The 20,551-nt window shown below is 32.8% G+C and carries 19 protein-coding genes and 1 tRNA gene; 16 read left to right on the forward strand and 4 right to left on the reverse strand.

What is annotated here, in order from left to right:
• Positions 1–13: 13 nt before the first annotated feature.
• Complete coding sequence (locus CIW83_RS07970; RefSeq protein WP_158220055.1) at positions 14–907, reverse strand: DUF4349 domain-containing protein; 894 nt, start codon at positions 905–907, stop codon at positions 14–16.
• A gap of 78 nt (positions 908–985) precedes the next feature.
• Entirely contained in the window at positions 986–2,527 is a 1,542-nt protein-coding gene (locus CIW83_RS07975; protein WP_094900321.1) for a polysaccharide biosynthesis protein, read from the reverse strand.
• Between the two features lie 165 nt (positions 2,528–2,692).
• On the opposite strand from CIW83_RS07975, the gene CIW83_RS07980 reads away from it, so the two are divergent.
• A complete protein-coding gene (locus tag CIW83_RS07980) occupies positions 2,693–3,901 on the forward strand; it encodes an OFA family MFS transporter (RefSeq protein WP_201259733.1) in 1,209 nt (402 codons plus the stop codon).
• 46 nt (positions 3,902–3,947) lie between these two features.
• On the opposite strand, the gene CIW83_RS07985 is transcribed toward CIW83_RS07980, so the two are convergent.
• The gene (locus CIW83_RS07985; protein ID WP_094900322.1) at positions 3,948–5,405 is read right to left on the reverse strand and encodes a leucyl aminopeptidase; all 1,458 of its coding nucleotides are present in this window, start codon (positions 5,403–5,405) and stop codon (positions 3,948–3,950) included.
• 152 nt (positions 5,406–5,557) lie between these two features.
• A tRNA-Val gene (locus CIW83_RS07990) sits at positions 5,558–5,633 on the reverse strand.
• Positions 5,634–6,041: 408 nt separating this feature from the next.
• Between CIW83_RS07990 and CIW83_RS07995 the strand changes: the two genes are divergently transcribed.
• From CIW83_RS07995 to CIW83_RS08060, 15 genes are all read left to right on the forward strand, one after another.
• Positions 6,042–7,154 (forward strand): YibE/F family protein, encoded by a 1,113-nt coding sequence (locus CIW83_RS07995; RefSeq protein WP_094900323.1) that lies wholly within the window; start codon positions 6,042–6,044, stop codon positions 7,152–7,154.
• A complete protein-coding gene (zupT, locus tag CIW83_RS08000; protein WP_094900324.1) occupies positions 7,147–7,968 on the forward strand; it encodes a zinc transporter ZupT in 822 nt (273 codons plus the stop codon). The genes CIW83_RS07995 and zupT overlap by 8 nt, the downstream gene beginning before the upstream one ends.
• Before the next feature lie 322 nt (positions 7,969–8,290).
• A complete protein-coding gene (locus CIW83_RS08005) occupies positions 8,291–9,235 on the forward strand; it encodes a carbohydrate kinase family protein (RefSeq protein WP_094900325.1) in 945 nt (314 codons plus the stop codon).
• 248 nt (positions 9,236–9,483) lie between these two features.
• Positions 9,484–9,681: a tautomerase family protein gene (locus CIW83_RS08010; RefSeq protein WP_094900326.1), complete on the forward strand. Its 198-nt coding sequence runs from the start codon at positions 9,484–9,486 to the stop codon at positions 9,679–9,681.
• Between the two features lie 228 nt (positions 9,682–9,909).
• Positions 9,910–10,980 carry a BMP family ABC transporter substrate-binding protein gene (locus tag CIW83_RS08015; RefSeq protein ID WP_094900327.1) on the forward strand — a complete coding sequence of 357 codons (1,071 nt, stop codon included), beginning with the start codon at positions 9,910–9,912 and terminating at the stop codon, positions 10,978–10,980.
• 64 nt (positions 10,981–11,044) lie between these two features.
• Positions 11,045–12,574 carry an ABC transporter ATP-binding protein gene (locus CIW83_RS08020; protein WP_094900328.1) on the forward strand — a complete coding sequence of 510 codons (1,530 nt, stop codon included), beginning with the start codon at positions 11,045–11,047 and terminating at the stop codon, positions 12,572–12,574.
• The gene (locus CIW83_RS08025; protein WP_094900329.1) at positions 12,564–13,661 is read left to right on the forward strand and encodes an ABC transporter permease; all 1,098 of its coding nucleotides are present in this window, start codon (positions 12,564–12,566) and stop codon (positions 13,659–13,661) included. Before CIW83_RS08020 ends, CIW83_RS08025 begins: the two co-directional genes overlap by 11 nt.
• Positions 13,655–14,581, forward strand: coding sequence for an ABC transporter permease (locus CIW83_RS08030; RefSeq protein ID WP_094900330.1), 927 nt, complete (start codon positions 13,655–13,657; stop codon positions 14,579–14,581). Before CIW83_RS08025 ends, CIW83_RS08030 begins: the two co-directional genes overlap by 7 nt.
• 15 nt (positions 14,582–14,596) lie before the next feature.
• Complete coding sequence (locus CIW83_RS08035) at positions 14,597–16,120, forward strand: YjjI family glycine radical enzyme (RefSeq protein WP_235601261.1); 1,524 nt, start codon at positions 14,597–14,599, stop codon at positions 16,118–16,120.
• The gene (locus CIW83_RS08040) at positions 16,113–16,952 is read left to right on the forward strand and encodes a YjjW family glycine radical enzyme activase (protein WP_094900332.1); all 840 of its coding nucleotides are present in this window, start codon (positions 16,113–16,115) and stop codon (positions 16,950–16,952) included. Before CIW83_RS08035 ends, CIW83_RS08040 begins: the two co-directional genes overlap by 8 nt.
• 15 nt (positions 16,953–16,967) lie before the next feature.
• Positions 16,968–17,747 (forward strand): pseudouridine-5'-phosphate glycosidase, encoded by a 780-nt coding sequence (locus CIW83_RS08045; protein ID WP_094900333.1) that lies wholly within the window; start codon positions 16,968–16,970, stop codon positions 17,745–17,747.
• A 280-nt stretch (positions 17,748–18,027) separates the two neighbouring features.
• Entirely contained in the window at positions 18,028–18,705 is a 678-nt protein-coding gene (locus CIW83_RS08050; RefSeq protein ID WP_235601262.1) for a methionine ABC transporter ATP-binding protein, read from the forward strand.
• The gene (locus tag CIW83_RS23655) at positions 18,687–19,025 is read left to right on the forward strand and encodes an NIL domain-containing protein (protein ID WP_235601263.1); all 339 of its coding nucleotides are present in this window, start codon (positions 18,687–18,689) and stop codon (positions 19,023–19,025) included. The genes CIW83_RS08050 and CIW83_RS23655 overlap by 19 nt, the downstream gene beginning before the upstream one ends.
• Entirely contained in the window at positions 19,019–19,693 is a 675-nt protein-coding gene (locus tag CIW83_RS08055; protein WP_094900334.1) for a methionine ABC transporter permease, read from the forward strand. Before CIW83_RS23655 ends, CIW83_RS08055 begins: the two co-directional genes overlap by 7 nt.
• 22 nt (positions 19,694–19,715) lie before the next feature.
• Positions 19,716–20,531, forward strand: coding sequence for a DUF169 domain-containing protein (locus CIW83_RS08060; RefSeq protein ID WP_094900335.1), 816 nt, complete (start codon positions 19,716–19,718; stop codon positions 20,529–20,531).
• The last annotated feature ends 20 nt before the right edge of the window (positions 20,532–20,551 follow it).

Below are 20,551 nucleotides of genomic sequence, written 5' to 3' on the forward strand. Positions count from 1 at the left end.
GTTCCCTTGCTTTTTACTCTTTAGGAAGCGTATTATTCCTCTTTCTTATAAACTTCCATACTACATAAGCTACAACTCCTATGATTATTCCATATGGAAGGAAATATATAAAGGATATAATTAAGTTTTCAATATTGTAGGTAAAGAAATATAAAGAATCTTTAAATGCATTTCCTACTTTAGTCCAGAAAGGAGTTTTTATATTTTCACCGGGAGTTAGTTTTGCCACTTCTTCAAGATAGAAATTAACAGTACTATAATTTACCTTATCATCCATATCCATTATATTAGCAGTTAAATTTTCCTTTTCATAAATAATATTGGTAAGTTGATTTTCAAGAGCTATTATATCTTCCATTTTCTCTGCTTTCTTTAGCAGATCAAGTATTCTTCCTTCCTTAACTTCTAAAACCTTTAGTCTAGATTCTGTATCTCGATACTGCTTAGTAATATCTACTTTAGAAGTGTTTTCAGAGATTATATTTCCAATTTCCTTTAATTCATTTTTAAAAGTATCTAGATTTTCCCTTGGAATTCTAATTGAATACTGAGAATGCTTTAAACTAGTAGAATAAACATAATTATTGTAGGAGATATCTGAATTCTCAATATAACCCTTATATTTACCTATGAGAGAATTTAACTTTTCAACAGTAGCCATAAATTCTTTTGTTTGCATAGAAATTGATACTGTGGTAATTATCTTATCAGGCTCGATTAGATCATATTCGGATTTTTTATCTTCACCTACACTATCCATGCCTCTTTCTTCATTTTCGGCTGATGGTTCAGCAGGAGCCCTATCCTGAACAGACATATCATAGGATTCAGATTTTTTTGCACTACATCCTGAAACTATCAAAGCAAAAACTAAAACCATTATAAAGATTGATTTTCTATTCCTCATTTTATTCATCTCCTTTAGCTAAATTATACAATAATTTGGTAAAGGAGGGGTTACAAAAACCTTACAATATCATATATTTTAAGGAAGTTTAATTAATTTTTTAAAGAGGTTTTTAGGTATTGCTTTAGTCAAGAATAGAACAAAAATATAAGCTAGACTGCCAGCTAATAAGCTAGATACAAACCCTAAGGTGCTAATGTTTTGAAGGTTTCCTATATCATGGATAGATAAATAGATAAACCCAATCATAAATATAGAAGCAACTAAAGGTTTTCCTATAATATCTATATAGTCAATATCAAATTTTACTACAGACCGTATTGCAATAAGATTCAAGATTAAAATCACTGTATTAGAACCATAAAAAGAAATAAAAATTCCATTTACTCCGAATCTGGGGTTTCCCACGAAAATATATATAAGAATTATTCGGAGAATCATACCTATTATACTATTGACAGTAGCACTGGTTTGCTTATTAAGACCCAATAGTATGCCCGAGAAGGTATGTTGTAGTGCCAACAAAACAGTACCATAAGCCATTACATGTATAAAACTAGCCACTAGAGGGTCATTGTATAAAAGGATAGCTAATGGTTTAGAGAGTCCTACATATAAAGACATCAGAGGAAGTGCTACTAACAAAGTAACTTTGATAGATAAATGTATATCTCTTTTTATATCTTTATATCTCTTCAAAGCTATCTGCTCTGATAAGCTAGGTATTAGATTGATAACTAAAGCAGATGTAACTATAAAGGATAATCCAATCAAGGGCATGGTCATTCCCATAATTCTCCCAAATATTGAGATAGACTCACTACTAGTATATCCTGCAGCCATAAGTCTGTTAGGTATAAGGATTGTGTTGATAAATCTTAGGATAACACCAAATGATCCTGAGATAGTTAAAGGTATAGACATATATAAAACCTTAATTAAGCAAGATTTTTCATTTTTTTTATCAATTGGGTAATTGCTCTTAGTTTTATATAGCCGTCTTTTAGAGAATAGTGACCACATAAGGTCGAAGAATTCCCCAATGCTGATTCCTAGAATAGCTATGGTGGCTCCATGTATAGGTTCCACAGGGCATATATAATAAAGAATGCCCACAATAATGATGAATCTGGTCAAATGCTCGATTATCTGTGCAATACTGGGAGTTATCATATCCTTCATACCATAGAAATATGATCTCAATATTGAGCTTGCAGAAAGAATAATAATAGCTGGAATCATGAAATATACGCCAAGCACCATATCTTTATTTTTAAGCATCTTAATAGAAATGAGTTCAGAAAATGATAATAGGATTATACTAATTATAATAGAAGCAAAAAGGTTAAAAGTAAGGGTTGAATTAAATATGCTTTCTACATTATTAGAATTCTTTTTAGAATTTTCTTGAGCTACTAGCTTTGTTACAGACGTAGGAATTCCAGAAGTAGTTATAATTAAGAAAGTCATAAGGGTGGACATGGAAATTTGAAATAATCCCATGGCTTCTGCTCCTAGAAATTTTGATAAAGCAACTTCATAAGCAAACCCAATGATTTTCATAAGAAAGTTCATAAAAACCATAATAATTGATCCGTAAATAAATCTATTTTTATTCAAAAAATCACCTCTTGAAAATAGTCAGATATTTATTTATATGTTTTATAAAAGAGAAAATTCTAAGGAGATTTTTTAATACTATGATTATGCTATCTTTGTTGTAGGTAGGATTTTTCAATGATATAATATTGTAGTACAAAATAATGACTTTACAAGGGGGCTAATATGGAGAAGGATATAAACACAAAAAAATATAAAGTATTATGGGCAGCTACATTAACTAATGTCATAGCAGGTTTAGTGTACATATGGAGTGTAATTAGCAAAGCATTAATTGAAGACCTTAATTGGACCAGTAAAGAAGCATCACTTCCTTATACAATGATTACAGTATTTTTTGTAATTGCTATGGTTATATTTGGGAAAATACAAGATGAAAAAGGTCCAAAATTGACAGTTACGATTGGGGGTATATTAATGGGGGCAGGTCTCATATTCTCAGGGATATTTACAGATCCGAAGATTATGATACTGACCATGGGAGTAATAGCTGGAACTGGAATAGGTACTGTAAATGCATCTACAGTACCGCCAGCAGTAAAATGGTTTCCCTATGAAAAGAAGGGAATGATAACTGGAATAGTAGTAGCTGGTGTCGGTTTATCTTCCGTATTCTATTCGCCATTAGCAAATTATTTGATAAGTAAAGTAGGAATATCTAAGACTTTTATCTACATAGGAGTTGGAGCCTTAATTCTCACATTGATATTGGCACAGTTATTGGAAAATCCGCCTGAAGGTTTCTTGTCTCAGAAAACCACTTCTACTGAAAAGAAAAAAGATAAAGCATCTAATGATTTCACATGGAAGGAAATGATAAAGACACTGAATTTCTATAAACTTTGGCTTATGTTGACCTTTTCATCTTCTGCGGGTCTAATGATTATAGGACATGTATCCAGTATCGCTAAAAGCCAAGTAAATTGGCAAGCAGGATTTATATTAGTAATTTTGCTTTCTATATTTAATGCTCTTGGGAGAATATTGGGAGGCACTCTATCAGATAAAATAGGAAGAGTAAGTCTTATGAAAATGGTATTTATTCTACAAGGAGTAAATATGTTTCTATTTGCCAAATATTCAAATATAGGTCTTCTAGCAATAGGGGTGGCCATAGCAGGCTTATGCTATGGTGCGGGGTTTTCAGTTTTTCCTGCAACTGTAACAGATTTATATGGAATAAAGAATTTTGGAATAAATTATGGTCTTACCTATACGGGATGGGGAGTTGGAGGGATTATAGGTCCTATGACAGCAGCAGCGATTTTTGACTCCACCCATAACTATAATACTGCATATATAGTAGCAGGAATACTTCTTGTAATATCAACTATAATTGCATTTACATTTAAGTCTGAAAGGCAAGAAGGTTAGATATATTATGGTTAAAGATAAAAAAGCTAGAGGCAACCTCTAGCTTTTAATGATTACATCCTTCTCCTTTACATCCCTTAGCTAAATGATATAAAGTCTTTACAGGAACTCCCGTAGCTCCCTTAGGTAAATATCCTCTTTCAGATGATAGAAAAGCAGTTCCAGCTATATCTAAATGAACCCAAGGAGTATTGTTTACAAACTCTTCTAAGAAAAGTCCAGCAGTTATTGTGCCTGCTCCCCTTCCGCCGGTATTTTTTAAATCACCAACAGTTCCTTTTATTAAATCTCTATATTCATCATTTGAAGGCATTTGCCATACTGGCTCACCTGCTAATTCTGCAGCATCTTTGACTTTATTCATTAAACTTTCATCATTAGTTACAGCTCCAGTATTTATGCTGCCTAAAGCAACAACACATGCTCCAGTAAGAGTAGCTATATCGATTATTTGATTTGCTTTTTCCACTGTTGCAGCATACCATAATGCATCTGCCAAAGTTAATCTACCTTCTGCATCAGTACTTGATACCTCTATAGTTTTTCCAGCCATGGATCCAACTATATCTCCAGGTTTATATGCTTCTCCAGAGATTAAGTTTTCACAAGCTGCCACAATTGCAACAACATTCTTCTTTAGCTTAGATCTAGCGATTGATTTCATTGTACCAATTACAGAAGCAGATCCGGCCATATCGTTATACATATTTATCATGCTATCTCCAGGTTTTATAGAATATCCACCTGAATCATAGGTAAGTCCTTTACCAACGAGAGCAAGTTTTTCCTCTGATGCACTATCTCCATTCCATTTCATTACTATAAATTGAGGTGGAATAGCAGAGCCTTTAGATACAGCTAGAAATGCTTTCATTTCCATTTCTTCTATTTTATCTTTGCCATAAACTTCTACTTCAACTCCTAAGCCTGTTAATTCTTCTTTAGCTCTTTTAGCAAGCTCTACAGGAGTCATTGCCATTGCAGGCTCATTAACTAGATCTCTTGCTAGGAATATACCTTCAATAATATTGTTAATTTCTTCAATTCCTTCTTCAACCTTATCTTTTCTATCTTCTAATACATTTAAGAAAAACTCTTTAACTGTAGGTTTTGTTTTCTTTTTTGATAGATATTTTTCAAATGCATATTCTGATTGTAAAAGACCCTCTGCTATGGCCATACTAGTCTTTCTATAGCAAAGATTTTCAAATTTAGGTACTTCTACTTCTGCTGATTCTACCTTATATTTCATCAATTCTTTACCTAGTTTATAAAAAGTTTTTCTAAGAGACTCAAGGGTTAATTTTTCTTCTTCTCCTAGTCCCAATAGAATTACATTATTTCCCTTAGGAGAAATGTCTGAATAAATTTCACCACAAGTACCCTTAAAAATTTCTCTTTCCTTCAAATAGCTATATAATTCAGGTGAGCTATCTAAATTATCTTGTCCCTTAAATACTAGAAGAACTTTTATTTCTCCGCCTTTACCAACTAATATCTTCAATCAAAACACCCCTTTTAATTTATTTAGACACTCTAATTATATCAGATATAATTAGAAAAAAATAGACAAAAAAAGAATAGTAGATTTACTATCCTTTTAATTACTTAAATTTTTAATTGTGCATTGTGCATTGTGAATTGTTAATTGAATATTGGTGGGCGGTATAGGACTCGAACCTACGACTTTCACCACGTCAAGATGACACTCTACCAGCTGAGTTAACCGCCCTTAAATAGTTCTATAATATATTATCATAAAATTAAAGAATTTACAATATATTAGACTGGAATCCTGTATATAATTAGAGTATAATTTATATAGTTGGAGGTGTACTATGAATAGATCAAAAATGACCAAAATTATAATATATTTACTTATAGCATCTTTTATAATATCTATTATTGTACCAATTATAACAGTAGCAATGAGTTAGGATATTGCCAAGGGAAGGGGTTCTCTTGGCAATATATTTTTTATTCTTTTATCATAGTTCAATATGATATAATATTCTATAATACATAGGAAAGCCATATTTTTAAGGTGAATTTTTTCTAGATGGGTTTCAAAAAGGCTTCCTTAATATATTAATTCTTTAGGTAGAAGCCTTTTTTACAAAAGATCATAAGGGAGGTAATTATGAAAAAAGTAATATCAATTATTATATTATTATTGATTTTGGTTAATTCCATGGTATTGGCAGAAGATATGCAATCAGTGGTGGAAAAGGCTGTGGTCCTTGAAGCTGGAGATGCAGAAGAGAGTGAAGATTTATATGAGGGCATCAGGTTACAAAGAGTAAAATTAAAGATTACTAGTGGAAATCATAAAGGAGAAATAATTGACATAGAAAACCATCTCTCTGATAATGAGGCCTATAACTTCTTTGTGAAGAAGGGGGACAAGATATTAGTAGTGATGGAAGAGCTTCAGGATGGAGATTATGAAGTATATATTGCAGATTACGAGAGAGCTAATTATATTATATATCTAGCTATTTTATTCGCTATATTGATTCTTATAATTGGAAGGACTAAAGGATTAAAAGCAATTATATCACTAGCTCTAACAATAGGATCAGTATTTTATATACTATTACCTCAGATACTTAAAGGGGTAAACCCTATACCTATATCTGTGCTAATTTCAATAGGAGTTACGATTATAACTATATTTTTAGTATCTGGTGTCAATACTAAGAGTATAGCAGCAATAGCAGGTACTTCGGCAGGTGTTATTATAGCAGGTTTAATATCATATTATGTGGGATTAAAAATACATCTTACAGGATTAAGTGCTGATGAGGCAACAATGTTAATGTATATTCCTCAGGAAATAGAATTCAATTTTAAAAATCTACTTTTTGCAGGGATAATATTAGGGTCATTAGGGGCAGTCATGGATGTTGGGATGTCCATAGCATCAGCTATAGAGGAAGTTAATAATGTAAATAATAATCTTTCAAGAAAAGAATTATTTATATCAGGTATGAATGTGGGTAAAGATGTAATGGGAACTATGACCAATACCTTAATACTTGCATATACTGGGTCATCTATTCCTCTTCTATTATTATTTATGGCGTATGAAGCACAATTAATAGAGATTATGAATTCGGATATAATAGCTACGGAAGTAGTTAGATCCTTAGCAGGCAGTATTGGGCTAGTGCTTACTATTCCAATTACAGCACTAATAGCCAGTTTTTTAGCAAAAAAGCAAAAGCTAAGAGAGGATGTGAAAAATGAGTAAAGAAGTAGTATTATCGTTGGGGCTTACAACCATAGTGGGTTTATCTATGGGACTTGGTAGTATATTATCTTTTTTTATAAAAGAAACAAATAAAAGATTTTTAGCTATCGCTTTAAGTTTTTCAGCTGGAATAATGATATATGTATCTTTTATGGCTATCTTACCAGAAGGTATGGAATTGATAGAATCATATTTTGGGGAACAAGGAGGTCATCTAGTGGCCTTAGCAGGTTTCTTTGGCGGAATGCTAATTACTGCAATTGTAGAGAAACTAGTCCATAAATTTGGAGGACATTATCATGGACATGATGACCATCATCATGAACATGGTCATGATCATGATCAAAATGGTGAACACTTATCAAAACTAGGAATTATGTCAGCTGTTGCAATAGCTATACATAATTTGCCTGAAGGATTAGCAATCTTTACCGCTGGATTAAAAGATATATCTGTAGCGGTTCCAATAGCAGCAGCAGTAATCCTTCATAACATACCATTGAGTATTGCTATATCGGTACCAATTTATTATTCAACGGGAAGTAAAAGGAAAGCATTTCTATATTCCTTATTTGTAGGTCTTTGTCAGCCCTTCGGTGCAATTATTGGATATTTAATCCTCTCAAGATTTTTTAATGATTTAGTCTTTGGAATTCTTTTTTCCATAGTGGCAGGAATTATGATATTTGTGTCATTAGACGAATTATTACCATCATCTCAAAGATATGAGGATCATCATATATCAGTATATGGAGCTATAGCGGGTATGATCGTCATGGCATTATCTATGAGTATATTTCACCATCATCATTAAAATAACATGAATTATATTTTATAACAGATCGAAAAGTTCTACTCTTTGTTTTTTACTTTAAGAAATTAACCTTGATGAGTTTAAAGAAAAGCTACTTCTAATTTTTTATTAGAAGTAGCTTTTCTTATATTTTATTATTACAGCAGACTAAAGATCATTAGATTTTTCTATATTGGAGACTTGAATTATTAAATCCTTTAATAGTTCTTTAATTAAGAATAAAATTTTGATACCTTTAGAGTTAGCTTGTAGACATTGAACTAATCATACATATAAAGCTTGTAAGGATTTAATAAGGTAAGATGAAGGAGAGAGATATCTAATGGAAAAAAAGAAGAGGGTACTTTCGCTTGGAACGGTGGCTATGGATGTCATATTAGAAACAAGAGAACTACCAAAGGAGGATGGATTTGGTTTTATAGATTCTGAAAAACTTTTACCGGGAGGGAGTGCTGCTAATCTTTCAGTAGCATTGGCTAGCTATGGTGTAGAGGCTTATCAGGCAGGAAAAATTGGTGATGATAAATATGGAGATGAATTCCGAAGGACCTTAGTAGAAGATGGTGTTTGTGATAGATTTCTAGTTACTAAGCCGGGTGGTTCAACTCTGCATACATTCATTATAACTGCTCCAGGTGGGAAGCACTGTATTATTGCGAATTTAGGAGATTCGGTATTAGACCTGCAGCCGGAAGAGCTTCCGGAGGATATACTGGATGAGATTGATGTATTTTATACTGATATGTTTTCATCTCGTGCATCTATTTATCTTGGGAGATTAGCTAAGAAAAAAGGAATTCCCGTTGTGTATAATATGCAGTGTATCCCAAGCTTTATGAATGCATGTGGTGTTACCATGGAAGAGATAGAGGAAATGATTAGTCTTTCTACTATAGTTTCCGGTGGACGAGAGGGTTATTTTGAAATCACAGGCGAGGTAGATTATCATAAGGGAGTAGAAAAATTCTTGAAAAAATATTCTGTTCCTCAAGGGGTAATATGTACTGCTGGCGATGAAGGGGCATTGTGGTATGATGCTGAGGAATCCATTTATAGGGATGCATATACTGTAGAAGCTATTGATACTACGGGAGCCGGAGATTGTTTCTTGGCAGGATTCATTTATGCTTATTTCTGCAAAGGAATGGATAGATATGGAGCCATTGAATTTGCCTCTGCATCGGCTGCTCTAAAATGTATGCAAAAAGGCCCTAGAACAAGAGCTACTGTAGAAGATGTATTACAGTTCATTCATTCTAATAAATAAATTATGCAGCAAATTATTGGGTTATTTATAAAATATTGTAGCTATAACTGTAAAAATAAACGTTATAGAAAAAACATATAGATAAAATATTAGGATAGATATATTTAATTGTACTATCTAGAATTAATATGCTATGATGAAAAATATTAAGTGGATGTCGATATATGTCGAATCCATGAAGTTTACTGACAGACCATATTTAAGAGCAGAAATATTATATTAATAGGTATAGGAAAGGAGCAGATATTATGCCATTAATCATATTGAAGATGAAAGAGGGAGTTTTGAAGGATAGTAATATGAAACAAGATGCAATAGAGAAAGTTAGCCGTGCTTTAGCAGAAGCCATAGGTAATGAAGATTATTATGCTAAGACTACTGTAATCATTGAAGAACATCCAAGTGAGAATTGGGGATGTGGAGGAAAATCGGTTTGCTCCAAATAGTAATTTCCTAAGTATTTTGATAAAGATTTCTATAATTTAAATTGTTAAAAATATAACCTCGACAAAATGTTGAGGGTTATTTTTATAAAAAATAAGAAAATCTTTGTATAAAGGAGATGCAGATAAAGTGTGATTAATAATTAAACCAGATAATTATAATTTGATTATATTTTATCCGAAAAACCTGTTCAAAGATGAACTATAAAATTAAAAGAAAGGGAGATACAAGTGAAAAGATTACTTAGTTTAGTTATGGCTATTATGCTAGTAGTGACAATGACAGCATGTACAAAGAAAGAGGCAGATCCAGCAAATGCAGATCAAGGAAAACCAGAAGTTACAGGAGAAGAAAATGGTAAAGAAAGTAAAGATGAAATTGCTAAAAAAGCATGTTTAATAACAACAACACCATTGGGAAATGATTTTACAGATTTAATTTGGAGCGGTTTCCAAGAATTAGAGAAAAAAGGCTGGGAAGTTAAAGCAATTGAAGTATCAGAAGCATCAGAGTATCCGGAACAAATTAGAGCAATGGCAGCTCAAGGATATACAGCTATGTTTACTATGTTTGATGAATTAAGCAATGTAGCTTTAGAGCTTTCCGATGAATTGGCAGAAAGTTATCCGGATCTTCATATATTTATGTTAGATACTTATATGGAACATGATAAGAAGAATGCAACAAGTGTATCTGTTGACCCATTTGAATCATCATTTGTAGCTGGTTATGTAGCTGCAAATATGACTGAAAAGGATATAGTAGGTTGGATTGGACATAAAGATATACTAAAGGTTCAAAGATTCCGTGATGGATATACAGCAGGCGTTAACTATGCTAACAATGGTAAATCAGTAATCTCTGCCTTTACAGGAGACCCATTTGATCCGGTTAAGGGACAAGAAACAGCTAAGACAATGATTCAAAACAATGATGTAGATATTATATATCAAAGTGCATATTTAGGAGGACCTGGAGTAATATCAGCCTGTGCAGAAGCAGGTATCAAAGTTATTGGCGTTGATGATTGGCAAGGAGATATAGACCCAGCTGTATTTTGGTCAGCAGTTAAGTCGATGGATATTGCAATTATATCCTTAGCTGAAGATCATACAGCAGGAAAAGAATTTGGAACATCAGTTGACTTTGACTTAAGCTCAGGCGGTGCTGTTTATGATGAAAGAGATGAAAAAAATATTCCGAAAGATTTATTAGTAAAGGTTAAACAATTAATTGAGGATATTAAAAGTGGGAAAGTAGATGTTTATGAAGGATTTGAACAATATAGACTAAATTATTAATAATATTTTTTAAATATAGGAACGTTTAATCGTTCCTATATTTGCATATCAAGGAGATAGAGATATGGGTAAAGATAAATTTGTATTGGAAATGCATAATATTAATAAGAAATTTAAGGACCTGCTGGCCAATGATAATATTACGTTTAAAGTCAGACAAGGTACAGTACATGCACTAATTGGAGAAAATGGTGCGGGCAAAAGTACTTTGATGAATATACTAACTAATATTCAAAGCCCTGATAGTGGAAAGATATATGTTCATGGGGAGCTGGTAAATTTTAAGAACCCCTTAGATGCAGTTCGGCATGGAATAGGAATGGTATATCAGGAATTTATGGTTTTTCCTGAGATGACAGTTTTGGATAATATAATAATGGGGTTTGAGCAGAAAAAAGGAATCTTTATAGATTATAAGAAATCCAGAAGAAAAGTGGAAGAAATATGTAAAAAGTATAAATTCAATATTCCAATTGATGCAAAGGTAGATGAATTACCTGTTGCTGCTTTGCAGCAAGTGGAGATTATAAAGGTTTTATATAGAAATGCAGATATTATAATATTGGACGAGCCAACTTCTGTATTGACTCCTCAAGGAGTAGAGGGTTTATTTAATGCCATAAGATTTTTAGTGGCTCAAGGGAAAACAATAATACTTATAACTCATAAATTGAAAGAAGTATTGGAAATTGCTGATGATATTACAGTATTAAAAAATGGCAGAGTAACAGGAAACTTGTGGGCTAAGGACACAAACGAATTAGAATTAGCTAGACTTATGGTTGGAAGAGAAGTCATATTGCAAGTTGATAAACCGGAACCTAGAATAGGAGATACTGTACTGGAGGTTGAGAACCTATCAGTTAAGGATTCATCAGGAATAACAAGAGTTAAAAATGCCAATTTTAGTGTACATGCCGGAGAGATAGTAGGTATATCGGGAATAGCAGGTTCAGGTCAGGCAGAGCTGGTAGAGGCATTAGTAGGTCTGTCAAACTGTAATAATGATGGGGAAATACTGTTCTCAGGAGAAAATGTAATAGATGAGACAATAGCTAAAAGGCGAAAAATGGGAATGGGATATATTGCTCAAGATAGATCATCTGTAGGTACTAATAAAGAAGGGACTATATGGGAAAATGCAATAATGGGTTACCATAGGGCCAAAGGTTTTAAAACCAAACATCTACTTGATTATAAAGATATAAATATATTTACAAATAAAATAGTTGAGGATTATGCAGTAAAGATACAGGGAATAGAAGATAAGGTAAAGACTCTGTCAGGAGGTAATGTACAGAAACTTCTAGTAGGACGTGAATTTTTACAAGAGCAAAGGCTATTGATTATTGAAGACCCGACTAGAGGGATTGATGTTGGCTCAGTTGAATTTATATGGAAGAGAATAATTGAAATGGCAGAAGAAGGAGTAGGGATACTGTTAATCAGCCATGAGCTCAATGAAGTGATGCAGCTTTCTGATAGGATATTGGTAATGTATAATGGCTCAATAATTGAGCATAAAGACAGCAGATCATTAACAGAAGAGCAGATAGGTCTTATGATGTTAGGTGGTGAAATCCATGAAGCTTAAGATGAGTCATGAGGTTAAGGGAACTATATTAAGATATAGTATATCAATTATATTAACTCTTTTATTTGGATGTATTCTGATTGCTGTTCAAGGGGAGAGCCCTTTGCAAGCTGTAGGGTATATCGTTGAAGGTGCCTTTGGAAGCAAGATAAATATTGGAAATACAATTCGATGGGTTATATCCAGCTTAATGGTAGGAGGAGCAGCTATAGTTGCCTTTAAATCAGGAGTTTCTAACCTAGGTATTGAAGGGCAGCTATATATGGGAGCATTATCAGCAGCAATAATCGGATATTCCATAGAATTACCCCATGGATTGCATGTAATAGCATGTTTATTAGCTGCATCTGTAGTTGGAATGTTATATGCATTAATACCGGCATTACTTAGGATGTATTTTAAAATCAACGAGCTTATAACAACTCTAATACTTAATTTCATAGCAAAGTATCTAACAGAATATATAACCATGTGGGTGATAATGGGAGGGCAGCAGTCTGCTAACGGCTCTGCATCTATAACAACTCCCCAGATACTTAAGACTGCCAGGCTTTCTACAATCATCAAAGGTACTACTGCCAATACTGGGATTTTTATAGCATTAGGAATTCTGCTATTCATAGCGTTTATCTATAAATATACCTTAGAAGGCTATGAATTTACTCAGATAGGACAGAATATGAATTTTGCCAGAATGGGTGGAATAAATATCAAAAAATCCTTTATAATGGTCTTTCTAATGTCAGGGCTAATATCGGGAATGGGCGGAGGTATAGAGGTAACGGGTTCATATTATAGATTTACACCTAATTTCAGCAATAATTTAGGTTGGGATGGGATTATGATAACTCGTATAGCAAATAACAATCCAATTGCAGTAATAATCGTTTCTCTTATATGGGGAGCTCTTAAACAAGGGGCATTGCATATGGAACGTATGACTACGTTAAATAGACTTGTAGTCATCATAATTCAAATGTTATTTGTATTATTTGTTTCTATTGACTATGATAACTTATTTAACAAATGGAAAGAGAAAATAAAGTTAAAGAAAATTAATTATAAAGGAGGATCTTCAATATGTTGACTATAATGGAAATCTTATTTGGAACTGTAACATGGTCAGCTGCCTTTAGATTGAGTACTCCAATTATATTGACGAGCATAGGTGGTTCCTTCAGTAAACAAACAGGAACATTTTGTATTGCCTTTGAATGTTTTATGCTTTCAGCAGCATTCTTCGCTGCATGGGGAAGCTATTTATCAGGAAGTCCCTATATAGGTACTTTACTTGCTATTCTTGCAGGAATAATCCTTGCTGCAGTTTTTGGTATATTTGTACTTCATTTTAATGCAAATCCAATGATTGTAAGTATAGCACTTAATTTTGGGTCATGGGCAATGACTACCTTGTTATTAACTAAGATATTTAAAGTAAGGGGTTTCTTCCATAGTCCTCAAATTGTGAATTTTCAACCTATAGATATGCCTGTTTTAAGGTCAATTCCATATATCAATAGGATATTAAACAATCAAATTATACTTGTATATATAGCCTATATCTCTATATTAGTAGGAACTATAATTATGTATAAGACTCCCTTTGGACTAAGGCTTAGGGGTATTGGAATTAATGAAGTAGGAGCTCAGACCTCAGGAGTAAATATATTAAAATATAGGTGGATAGCATTGATTATTATGGGAATGATGTCAGGCTTAGGTGGTGCCTATATGCCCTTATCAGGACTAAGTATGTTTTCTGAAAATATGACAGCAGGGCGTGGATTTTTAGCCTTTGCAGCTATACTTGTGGGAAAGGGAAATCCTTTAAAGGCAGCTCTTATAGGTATATTATTTGCTTATACCAATGCGATAACACTTACCTTAACATCATTTGGAGTCCCTACTCAATTATTGCAGATGCTGCCATTTGTAGTGGTTATTTTAGTATTGATAATTAGTAATTTAAAGAATTTTAGCAGGAAACCTATAATAGATAATCAATAGATGGAGGTGGATATATTGATATATAGAAATATAGATGAAACAAAGGCAGATGTTTTAAAGGAGATAAAAAATCCCAGTTTAACCTATGACCAAATAGTATCAAGATTAGCAAAAATAGCAGAAAATCAGCTTCCATATCCGGAGGGAGTTGGTGAAGAATACTTTGAATTATTTGAGAAGGATATAGTATCAGACCTTGGTGAAGGACATGCCACATTTACTCCCCGATATATACTGCCAAATTATGAAAAACTTTTAAAGGAAGGTTGTGATTTTCTAAGGTTAAAACCTGCCAAGACATTGATGGAAGTAATTAATTCGCTATTAATATTTTATCATCATGTACCATCCTTTAGTAATTATCCGGTCTTTGTCGGAAGAATTGATAAATTGTTAGATCCGTATATTGAGAATGAAGAAATGGCAAGGGAACAGATTAAATGGTTTTTAATTCATTTAGATAGAACAATAAATGATAGTTTTTGTCATGCAAATATAGGCCCGGAAGAAACATTGGCAGGTAATATAATCATTGACTTAGAAAAGGAATTACAAAATACCATTCCCAATATGACATTATTATATGATAAAGAAAAAACTCCAGATGGCTTTGCTGTTAAATGTATAGAATCCTCTCTTATATGTGCTAATCCCGCCTTTGCCAACGACAGAATGTTTAAGGCGGATTTCGGAGACGAATACGGTATAGCAAGCTGTTTTAATGGACTTCCATCTAATGGAGGAGCTTTTACCTTGTCAAAGATTAAATTAAATAAAGTAGCTTTTGATTCAGAATCCATAGAAGAATTTTTTGAGAAGAATTTACCCTATACCATAGATATATTATGTAATTTTATGGAAAGTAAAATAAGATTTCTAGTGGAGGAAAGCACTTTTTTCAAGACTAATTTCTTAGTAACAGAAGGCTTTATTGAGCTTGATAGGTTTGTTGGTATGTTTGGCATAGTTGGCATGCATGAATGTGTTACCTATTTGATGAAAATTCAGGGAAAATCATTTGTATATGGAAAGGATGATGAAGCGAATAAATTAGGGTTAGAAATAATGGAATTCATAGATAATAGGGTGAAGAGTTTCAAAAGTAAATACGGAAAAGCAATGAATAACCGTTTTTTACTTCATGCTCAAATAGAATCAACAGCGGAAACAACAGCAGGAGTTAGAATAGCCAATGGACAGGAGCTTCCCATATATGCACATTTAAGACATTCAGGCTTATTTCATAAATACTTTCCTTCAGGAGTCAGTGACCATTTTCCATTTGACAGTACGGCAATAAATAATCCAGATGCTATTTTGGATATATTTAAAGGTGGCTTTGAAGTTGGTGCAAGGTATCTTTCGTCCTATAGACAAGACGGAGATCTAGTCAGAGTAAGTGGGTATTTAGTTAAAAAATCTGATCTTGAAAGACTTAAAAATGGTTTCCATGTGAATTATGGCAATATTAGATATGGAAAAGAACAGATTCTAAATCATAATATATTAGATAGAATGGTAAGGACTACAGATGAATAAGGCGAAAATCAATAAAATCATAGATATGAGCGTAGTAGATGGACCTGGGAATAGGACTGCAATATTTTTTCAAGGATGTAATTTTAACTGCTTTTACTGCCATAATCCGGAAACTATAAATCATTGTATAAACTGTTTGGAATGTATAGAGAAATGTCCTGAAAAAGCCTTAGATTCTGTAAATAATAAAGTAATATGGGATAGTGTTAAATGTGTAGATTGTGATAATTGTATAAAAACATGTAAATATGATGCATCACCTAAAATATATAATATGACAGTAGAAGATGTTCTCAAGAGAATAGAGTATAATAGACCATTTATCAAAGGGATTACAGCCAGTGGAGGAGAATGTACTTTGCAATCTAAGTTCTTAGTAGAGCTGTTTAAAGAAACCACTAAAATAGGTCTAACTAATTTTGTAGACACAAACGGAGGAGTAGATTTATTAGAGGAAAGAGAAATAGTAGAAATAGCTGATAAATTTATTCTGGATATAAAGGCTATGGATAGGGATGAACATTTTTCTATTACAAGAAAATATAATGATATGGTTATTAAGAATGCTGAGTATTTAGCTGGTTTAGGTAAGCTGTATGAAATTAGGACAGTGGTAATTAAAGGCATTAATAATTATGAAACCATAGATAGTATAACAAAGCTTTTGCAGCCATATTTAGAAAACCAAGATATTAAATATAAGATAACAAGATATAGACCCTTTGGAGTACGTCAAGAGTTTTCAAACCACGAGCCTCCTGATGATGAGGAGATGGAGAAACTAAAAGCAATTGCAGTTAACAACGGATTTAAATCAATAATATTAGTTTAAGGAAGTGAAGAATTAATGAATATAGAAACTAAATTTCTTGTAGAGACAGCTTTATTGACCCATGGGCTAAAATCCATTGATAATGAAACCCTTGTTAAATTATGGCCATGGGAGCATAAATGTATAGCTTGGGTTGATAGGGGAGAAATAATAATAGGTAATATAAACGAATTTATTAGCTTTAGAAATAGAGCTAAGGAATTGATACGCATAGATAAGGATATCTTTATAGAGTCCTGTAATAATGGTATAAGCGGTGCTTTAACTGCATCAGGGACTATGATGGCAGCAAAGGAAAGAGGAATCCATATTGCAGTAACTGCTGGAATGGGTGGCATTGGAGATATTATAGGAGAAGAGCTATGTGCAGATTTACCTGCCATAGCAACTATGGATGTAACATTGATAGCTACTTCGCCAAAGGATGTTATAGATATAGAGGGAACTATTAAATGGTTATTGAACCATGATGTCAGTATATGGGGGAAAGATACAGATACTGTAGATGGTTTTATGGTAACTGATAAGCCAGTTAAACTTACAGGTAAATACAATGGACAACCATTAAAAGGAAAAACATTGTTATTAAATCCTGTACCAAATGAAATGAGATTAAAAGATTTAACCATAATAGAAAAGGCTAAAAATGCGGGTAAAGAAGCGGAAGAAAGAGGACAATACTATCATCCAGCAGCAAATGCTATGATAGATACACTTTCATTTGGAAGGTCTTCTGAATTGCAATTAAAGTCATTAATTGAAAATAGTATTTGGGCAAATGAATTAACCAGATAACAGGAATTTATTGAATAATACTAGCTATTTTAACCTTTCTAGTAAATTCACGCATAATTAAATTAATAATATTAATTTTAGTAAGTATAAAAGAATTTTTAGCGATGATTTTACCATAAATTGCAGCTATAGATTGCACTGTTGGTATTTGGAAAAATGATTAGATTAGTTTTTAAAATTAATATACACTGATAAAAGATGTTAAAAGGTTAACTAATGAGAGCTTTACCAATTAAGGAAAAAAAGTGGATTATGGGAAGGAAAGGAAGTCAGTGAAAATATGATAGAAATTAAAAACCTTAGGAAATTCTATGGTAATCTGGAAGTATTAAAAGGTATAGATTTACAAATAGAAGAAGGCAAAATATTTGGATTAGTGGGAAGAAGCGGAACTGGAAAATCAACCTTGCTTAGATGCATAAATGGCTTGGAGAAATATAATGAAGGAAGTTTATATGTAGGTGATATTGATGTGAAAAATCTTTCAGAAAAGGAACTAAGAAGTTTTCGAAAGGATGTAGGTATGATATTTCAACATTTCTCATTGCTGGAGAGGCTGACGGTCTATGAAAATATAGCTTTACCTTTGAGATGCTGGAATTATGACAAATCCTTTATAGACAAAAGGGTACGAGAATTGCTGGAGGTAATAGATATACCAGATAAAATCAACTCAAAACCTAGAGAATTATCAGGAGGACAAAAGCAAAGGGTTGCAATAGCAAGGGCATTAGCCATGGAACCTAAAATACTTTTATGTGATGAAGCAACATCCGCATTAGATCCTAAAAGCACTAAATCTATAATCTCATTATTAAATAAGATCAATAAGGATTTAGGAATAACAATGGTGATTGTTACTCATGAAATGCATGTTTTGAGAAGTATATGCGAAGAAATAGCAATTATTGAAGATGGAAGAATTGAGCAGTCGGACCAGTGGAGAAAGTGTTCCTAAATCAGCCGCCAGCCTTAAAGAACCTTATAGGACAGAAGGAAATAGCTTTACCTGAAACAGGAATAAATATTGAGATATTCTATTCTCAAGATAATGCTTCTCAGCCTATTATTACAAAGATGGCGAGGGAACTTAATATAGACTGCATAATATTAGGCGGAGAGATGGAAAGTTATAAAAATAGTCCATTAGGTTCAATAATAATAAATATACCCAATGATGAATTTAATAATGTAAGGAAGTATCTTGATGACAAAAATGTTATTTGGAAGTGCTTTGAATTAGATGAAGAATTCTTAGGAAGGGGGGAAATATGTTGAATGGTGAGTTTTGGACATTATGGATGAAATATTTTAAAAAGATAATTGGACCATCTATTTTTGCCACATTGAGGATGGTTATAGCTACAGTAACTATTGGATTTGCCTTGGGGTTTGGTCTTGCAATATTGCTCACAATCTATGGACCAGATGGTTTGAATCCTAAAAAGAAGATATATAAGCTACTTGATTTCCTTGTTAATACCATAAGGTCATTTCCAATATTGATACTTATTGTTGCCATATCTCCTTTAACTAGAATGATTGTAGGCACTACTGTAGGCGAAAAGGCGGCCATATTGCCTTTATCTATTGCTGCGACTGCATTTATTGCAAGAATGCTGGAAAATAGCTTTAGAGAAGTGGACAAGCAACTTATAGAGGCAGCTAGATCCTTTGGTGCAACAGATATGCAGATTATATTTAAAATTATTGTTAAAGAATCTGTGCCCTCTATAATATCTATTGCTACCATGTCTACAATTACTTATATTGCAAGTACAACTATAGCAGGAGCAGTAGGCGGAGGAGGATTAGGTGCTGTAGCTTTAAACTATGGATATCAAAGCTTTAATAATTCTATACTTTATACCTCCGTATTTATACTATTTATAATGGTAATAATTACTCAGGCAATTGGATCCTGGTTATATAAAAAATTCTTATAGATTCAGGAGGTGAAAATCAAATATGTCAGATATTAATACTAGTTCAATTTTATTGGAATCTTTATTGGAATTAGAGAGAAAAGCAGTAGGCATAAAATTTATATTTGAAAAAGAAGAATATGATGAATTTAAAGCCAGCACAATGGATAATATGATGGCGTATTGTACCATGGTAAGAAATGCATCACAGGGTAAATCCTATAAGGTTTGCTTAAAAAACTTTGCATGTCTTGGTGCAGCTATGGCATTAGGTTTATTAAAACCAAATAATGGAACTATATCAGGGAAAAGACGTTCAGAAAATGGGTCATATAAAGATTTATGTATTAGCAGAAGCTTATCAAGGGATATGGTATATTGCCAGCATGATATTTATGGAGTTGCAATAATGCCCTTAGAACAATATAAAGAAAATCCAGACGTAGTCATAATAATAACCGATCCATATAATGCCATGAGAATTATACAGGGGAATGCCTATCATAGTGGACAGGCTAAAGGAATAAAAATTGCGGGAATGCAGGCATTATGTCAGGAATGTACTTCCTTTCCATTTGAAACTAACGAGATTAATATATCAATGATGTGTTCCGGCACAAGGCTTTTAGCACAGTGGAACAGAGATGAGCTGGCTATAGGAATTCCATTTAATAAATTCGCAACTATACTAGATGGAATAAAGCAAACTGTAAATCCTTTGGAACGAAATCCTCAAAAGAAAATAATTCAGAAAAAGCTTAAAGAAAATAACTTAGAGGATACTTTAAATATTGAATATAACAAAAACTATGATGATGGAGCATACATAGGTATAAAAGGACTAGACAACTATAAGTAGAAGTAAAAACATTAAATGGA

The organism is Tissierella sp. P1 (assembly GCF_002266425.1).
Classification (GTDB): domain Bacteria; phylum Bacillota; class Clostridia; order Tissierellales; family Tissierellaceae; genus Tissierella; species Tissierella carlieri.

What these genes read in the sequence shown, in the direction of transcription:
- CIW83_RS07970 (WP_158220055.1), bottom strand. Translation starts at nt 907, where the DNA reads ATGAGGAATAGAAAATCAATCTTTATAATGGTTTTAGTTTTTGCTTTG.
- CIW83_RS07980 (WP_201259733.1), top strand. Translation starts at nt 2,693, where the DNA reads ATGGAGAAGGATATAAACACAAAAAAATATAAAGTATTATGGGCAGCT.
- CIW83_RS07995 (WP_094900323.1), top strand. Translation starts at nt 6,042, where the DNA reads ATGAAAAAAGTAATATCAATTATTATATTATTATTGATTTTGGTTAAT.
- zupT (WP_094900324.1), top strand. Translation starts at nt 7,147, where the DNA reads ATGAGTAAAGAAGTAGTATTATCGTTGGGGCTTACAACCATAGTGGGT.
- CIW83_RS08005 (WP_094900325.1), top strand. Translation starts at nt 8,291, where the DNA reads ATGGAAAAAAAGAAGAGGGTACTTTCGCTTGGAACGGTGGCTATGGAT.
- CIW83_RS08010 (WP_094900326.1), top strand. Translation starts at nt 9,484, where the DNA reads ATGCCATTAATCATATTGAAGATGAAAGAGGGAGTTTTGAAGGATAGT.
- CIW83_RS08020 (WP_094900328.1), top strand. Translation starts at nt 11,045, where the DNA reads ATGGGTAAAGATAAATTTGTATTGGAAATGCATAATATTAATAAGAAA.
- CIW83_RS08025 (WP_094900329.1), top strand. Translation starts at nt 12,564, where the DNA reads ATGAAGCTTAAGATGAGTCATGAGGTTAAGGGAACTATATTAAGATAT.
- CIW83_RS08030 (WP_094900330.1), top strand. Translation starts at nt 13,655, where the DNA reads ATGTTGACTATAATGGAAATCTTATTTGGAACTGTAACATGGTCAGCT.
- CIW83_RS08040 (WP_094900332.1), top strand. Translation starts at nt 16,113, where the DNA reads ATGAATAAGGCGAAAATCAATAAAATCATAGATATGAGCGTAGTAGAT.
- CIW83_RS08045 (WP_094900333.1), top strand. Translation starts at nt 16,968, where the DNA reads ATGAATATAGAAACTAAATTTCTTGTAGAGACAGCTTTATTGACCCAT.
- CIW83_RS08050 (WP_235601262.1), top strand. Translation starts at nt 18,028, where the DNA reads ATGATAGAAATTAAAAACCTTAGGAAATTCTATGGTAATCTGGAAGTA.
- CIW83_RS08055 (WP_094900334.1), top strand. Translation starts at nt 19,019, where the DNA reads ATGTTGAATGGTGAGTTTTGGACATTATGGATGAAATATTTTAAAAAG.
- CIW83_RS08060 (WP_094900335.1), top strand. Translation starts at nt 19,716, where the DNA reads ATGTCAGATATTAATACTAGTTCAATTTTATTGGAATCTTTATTGGAA.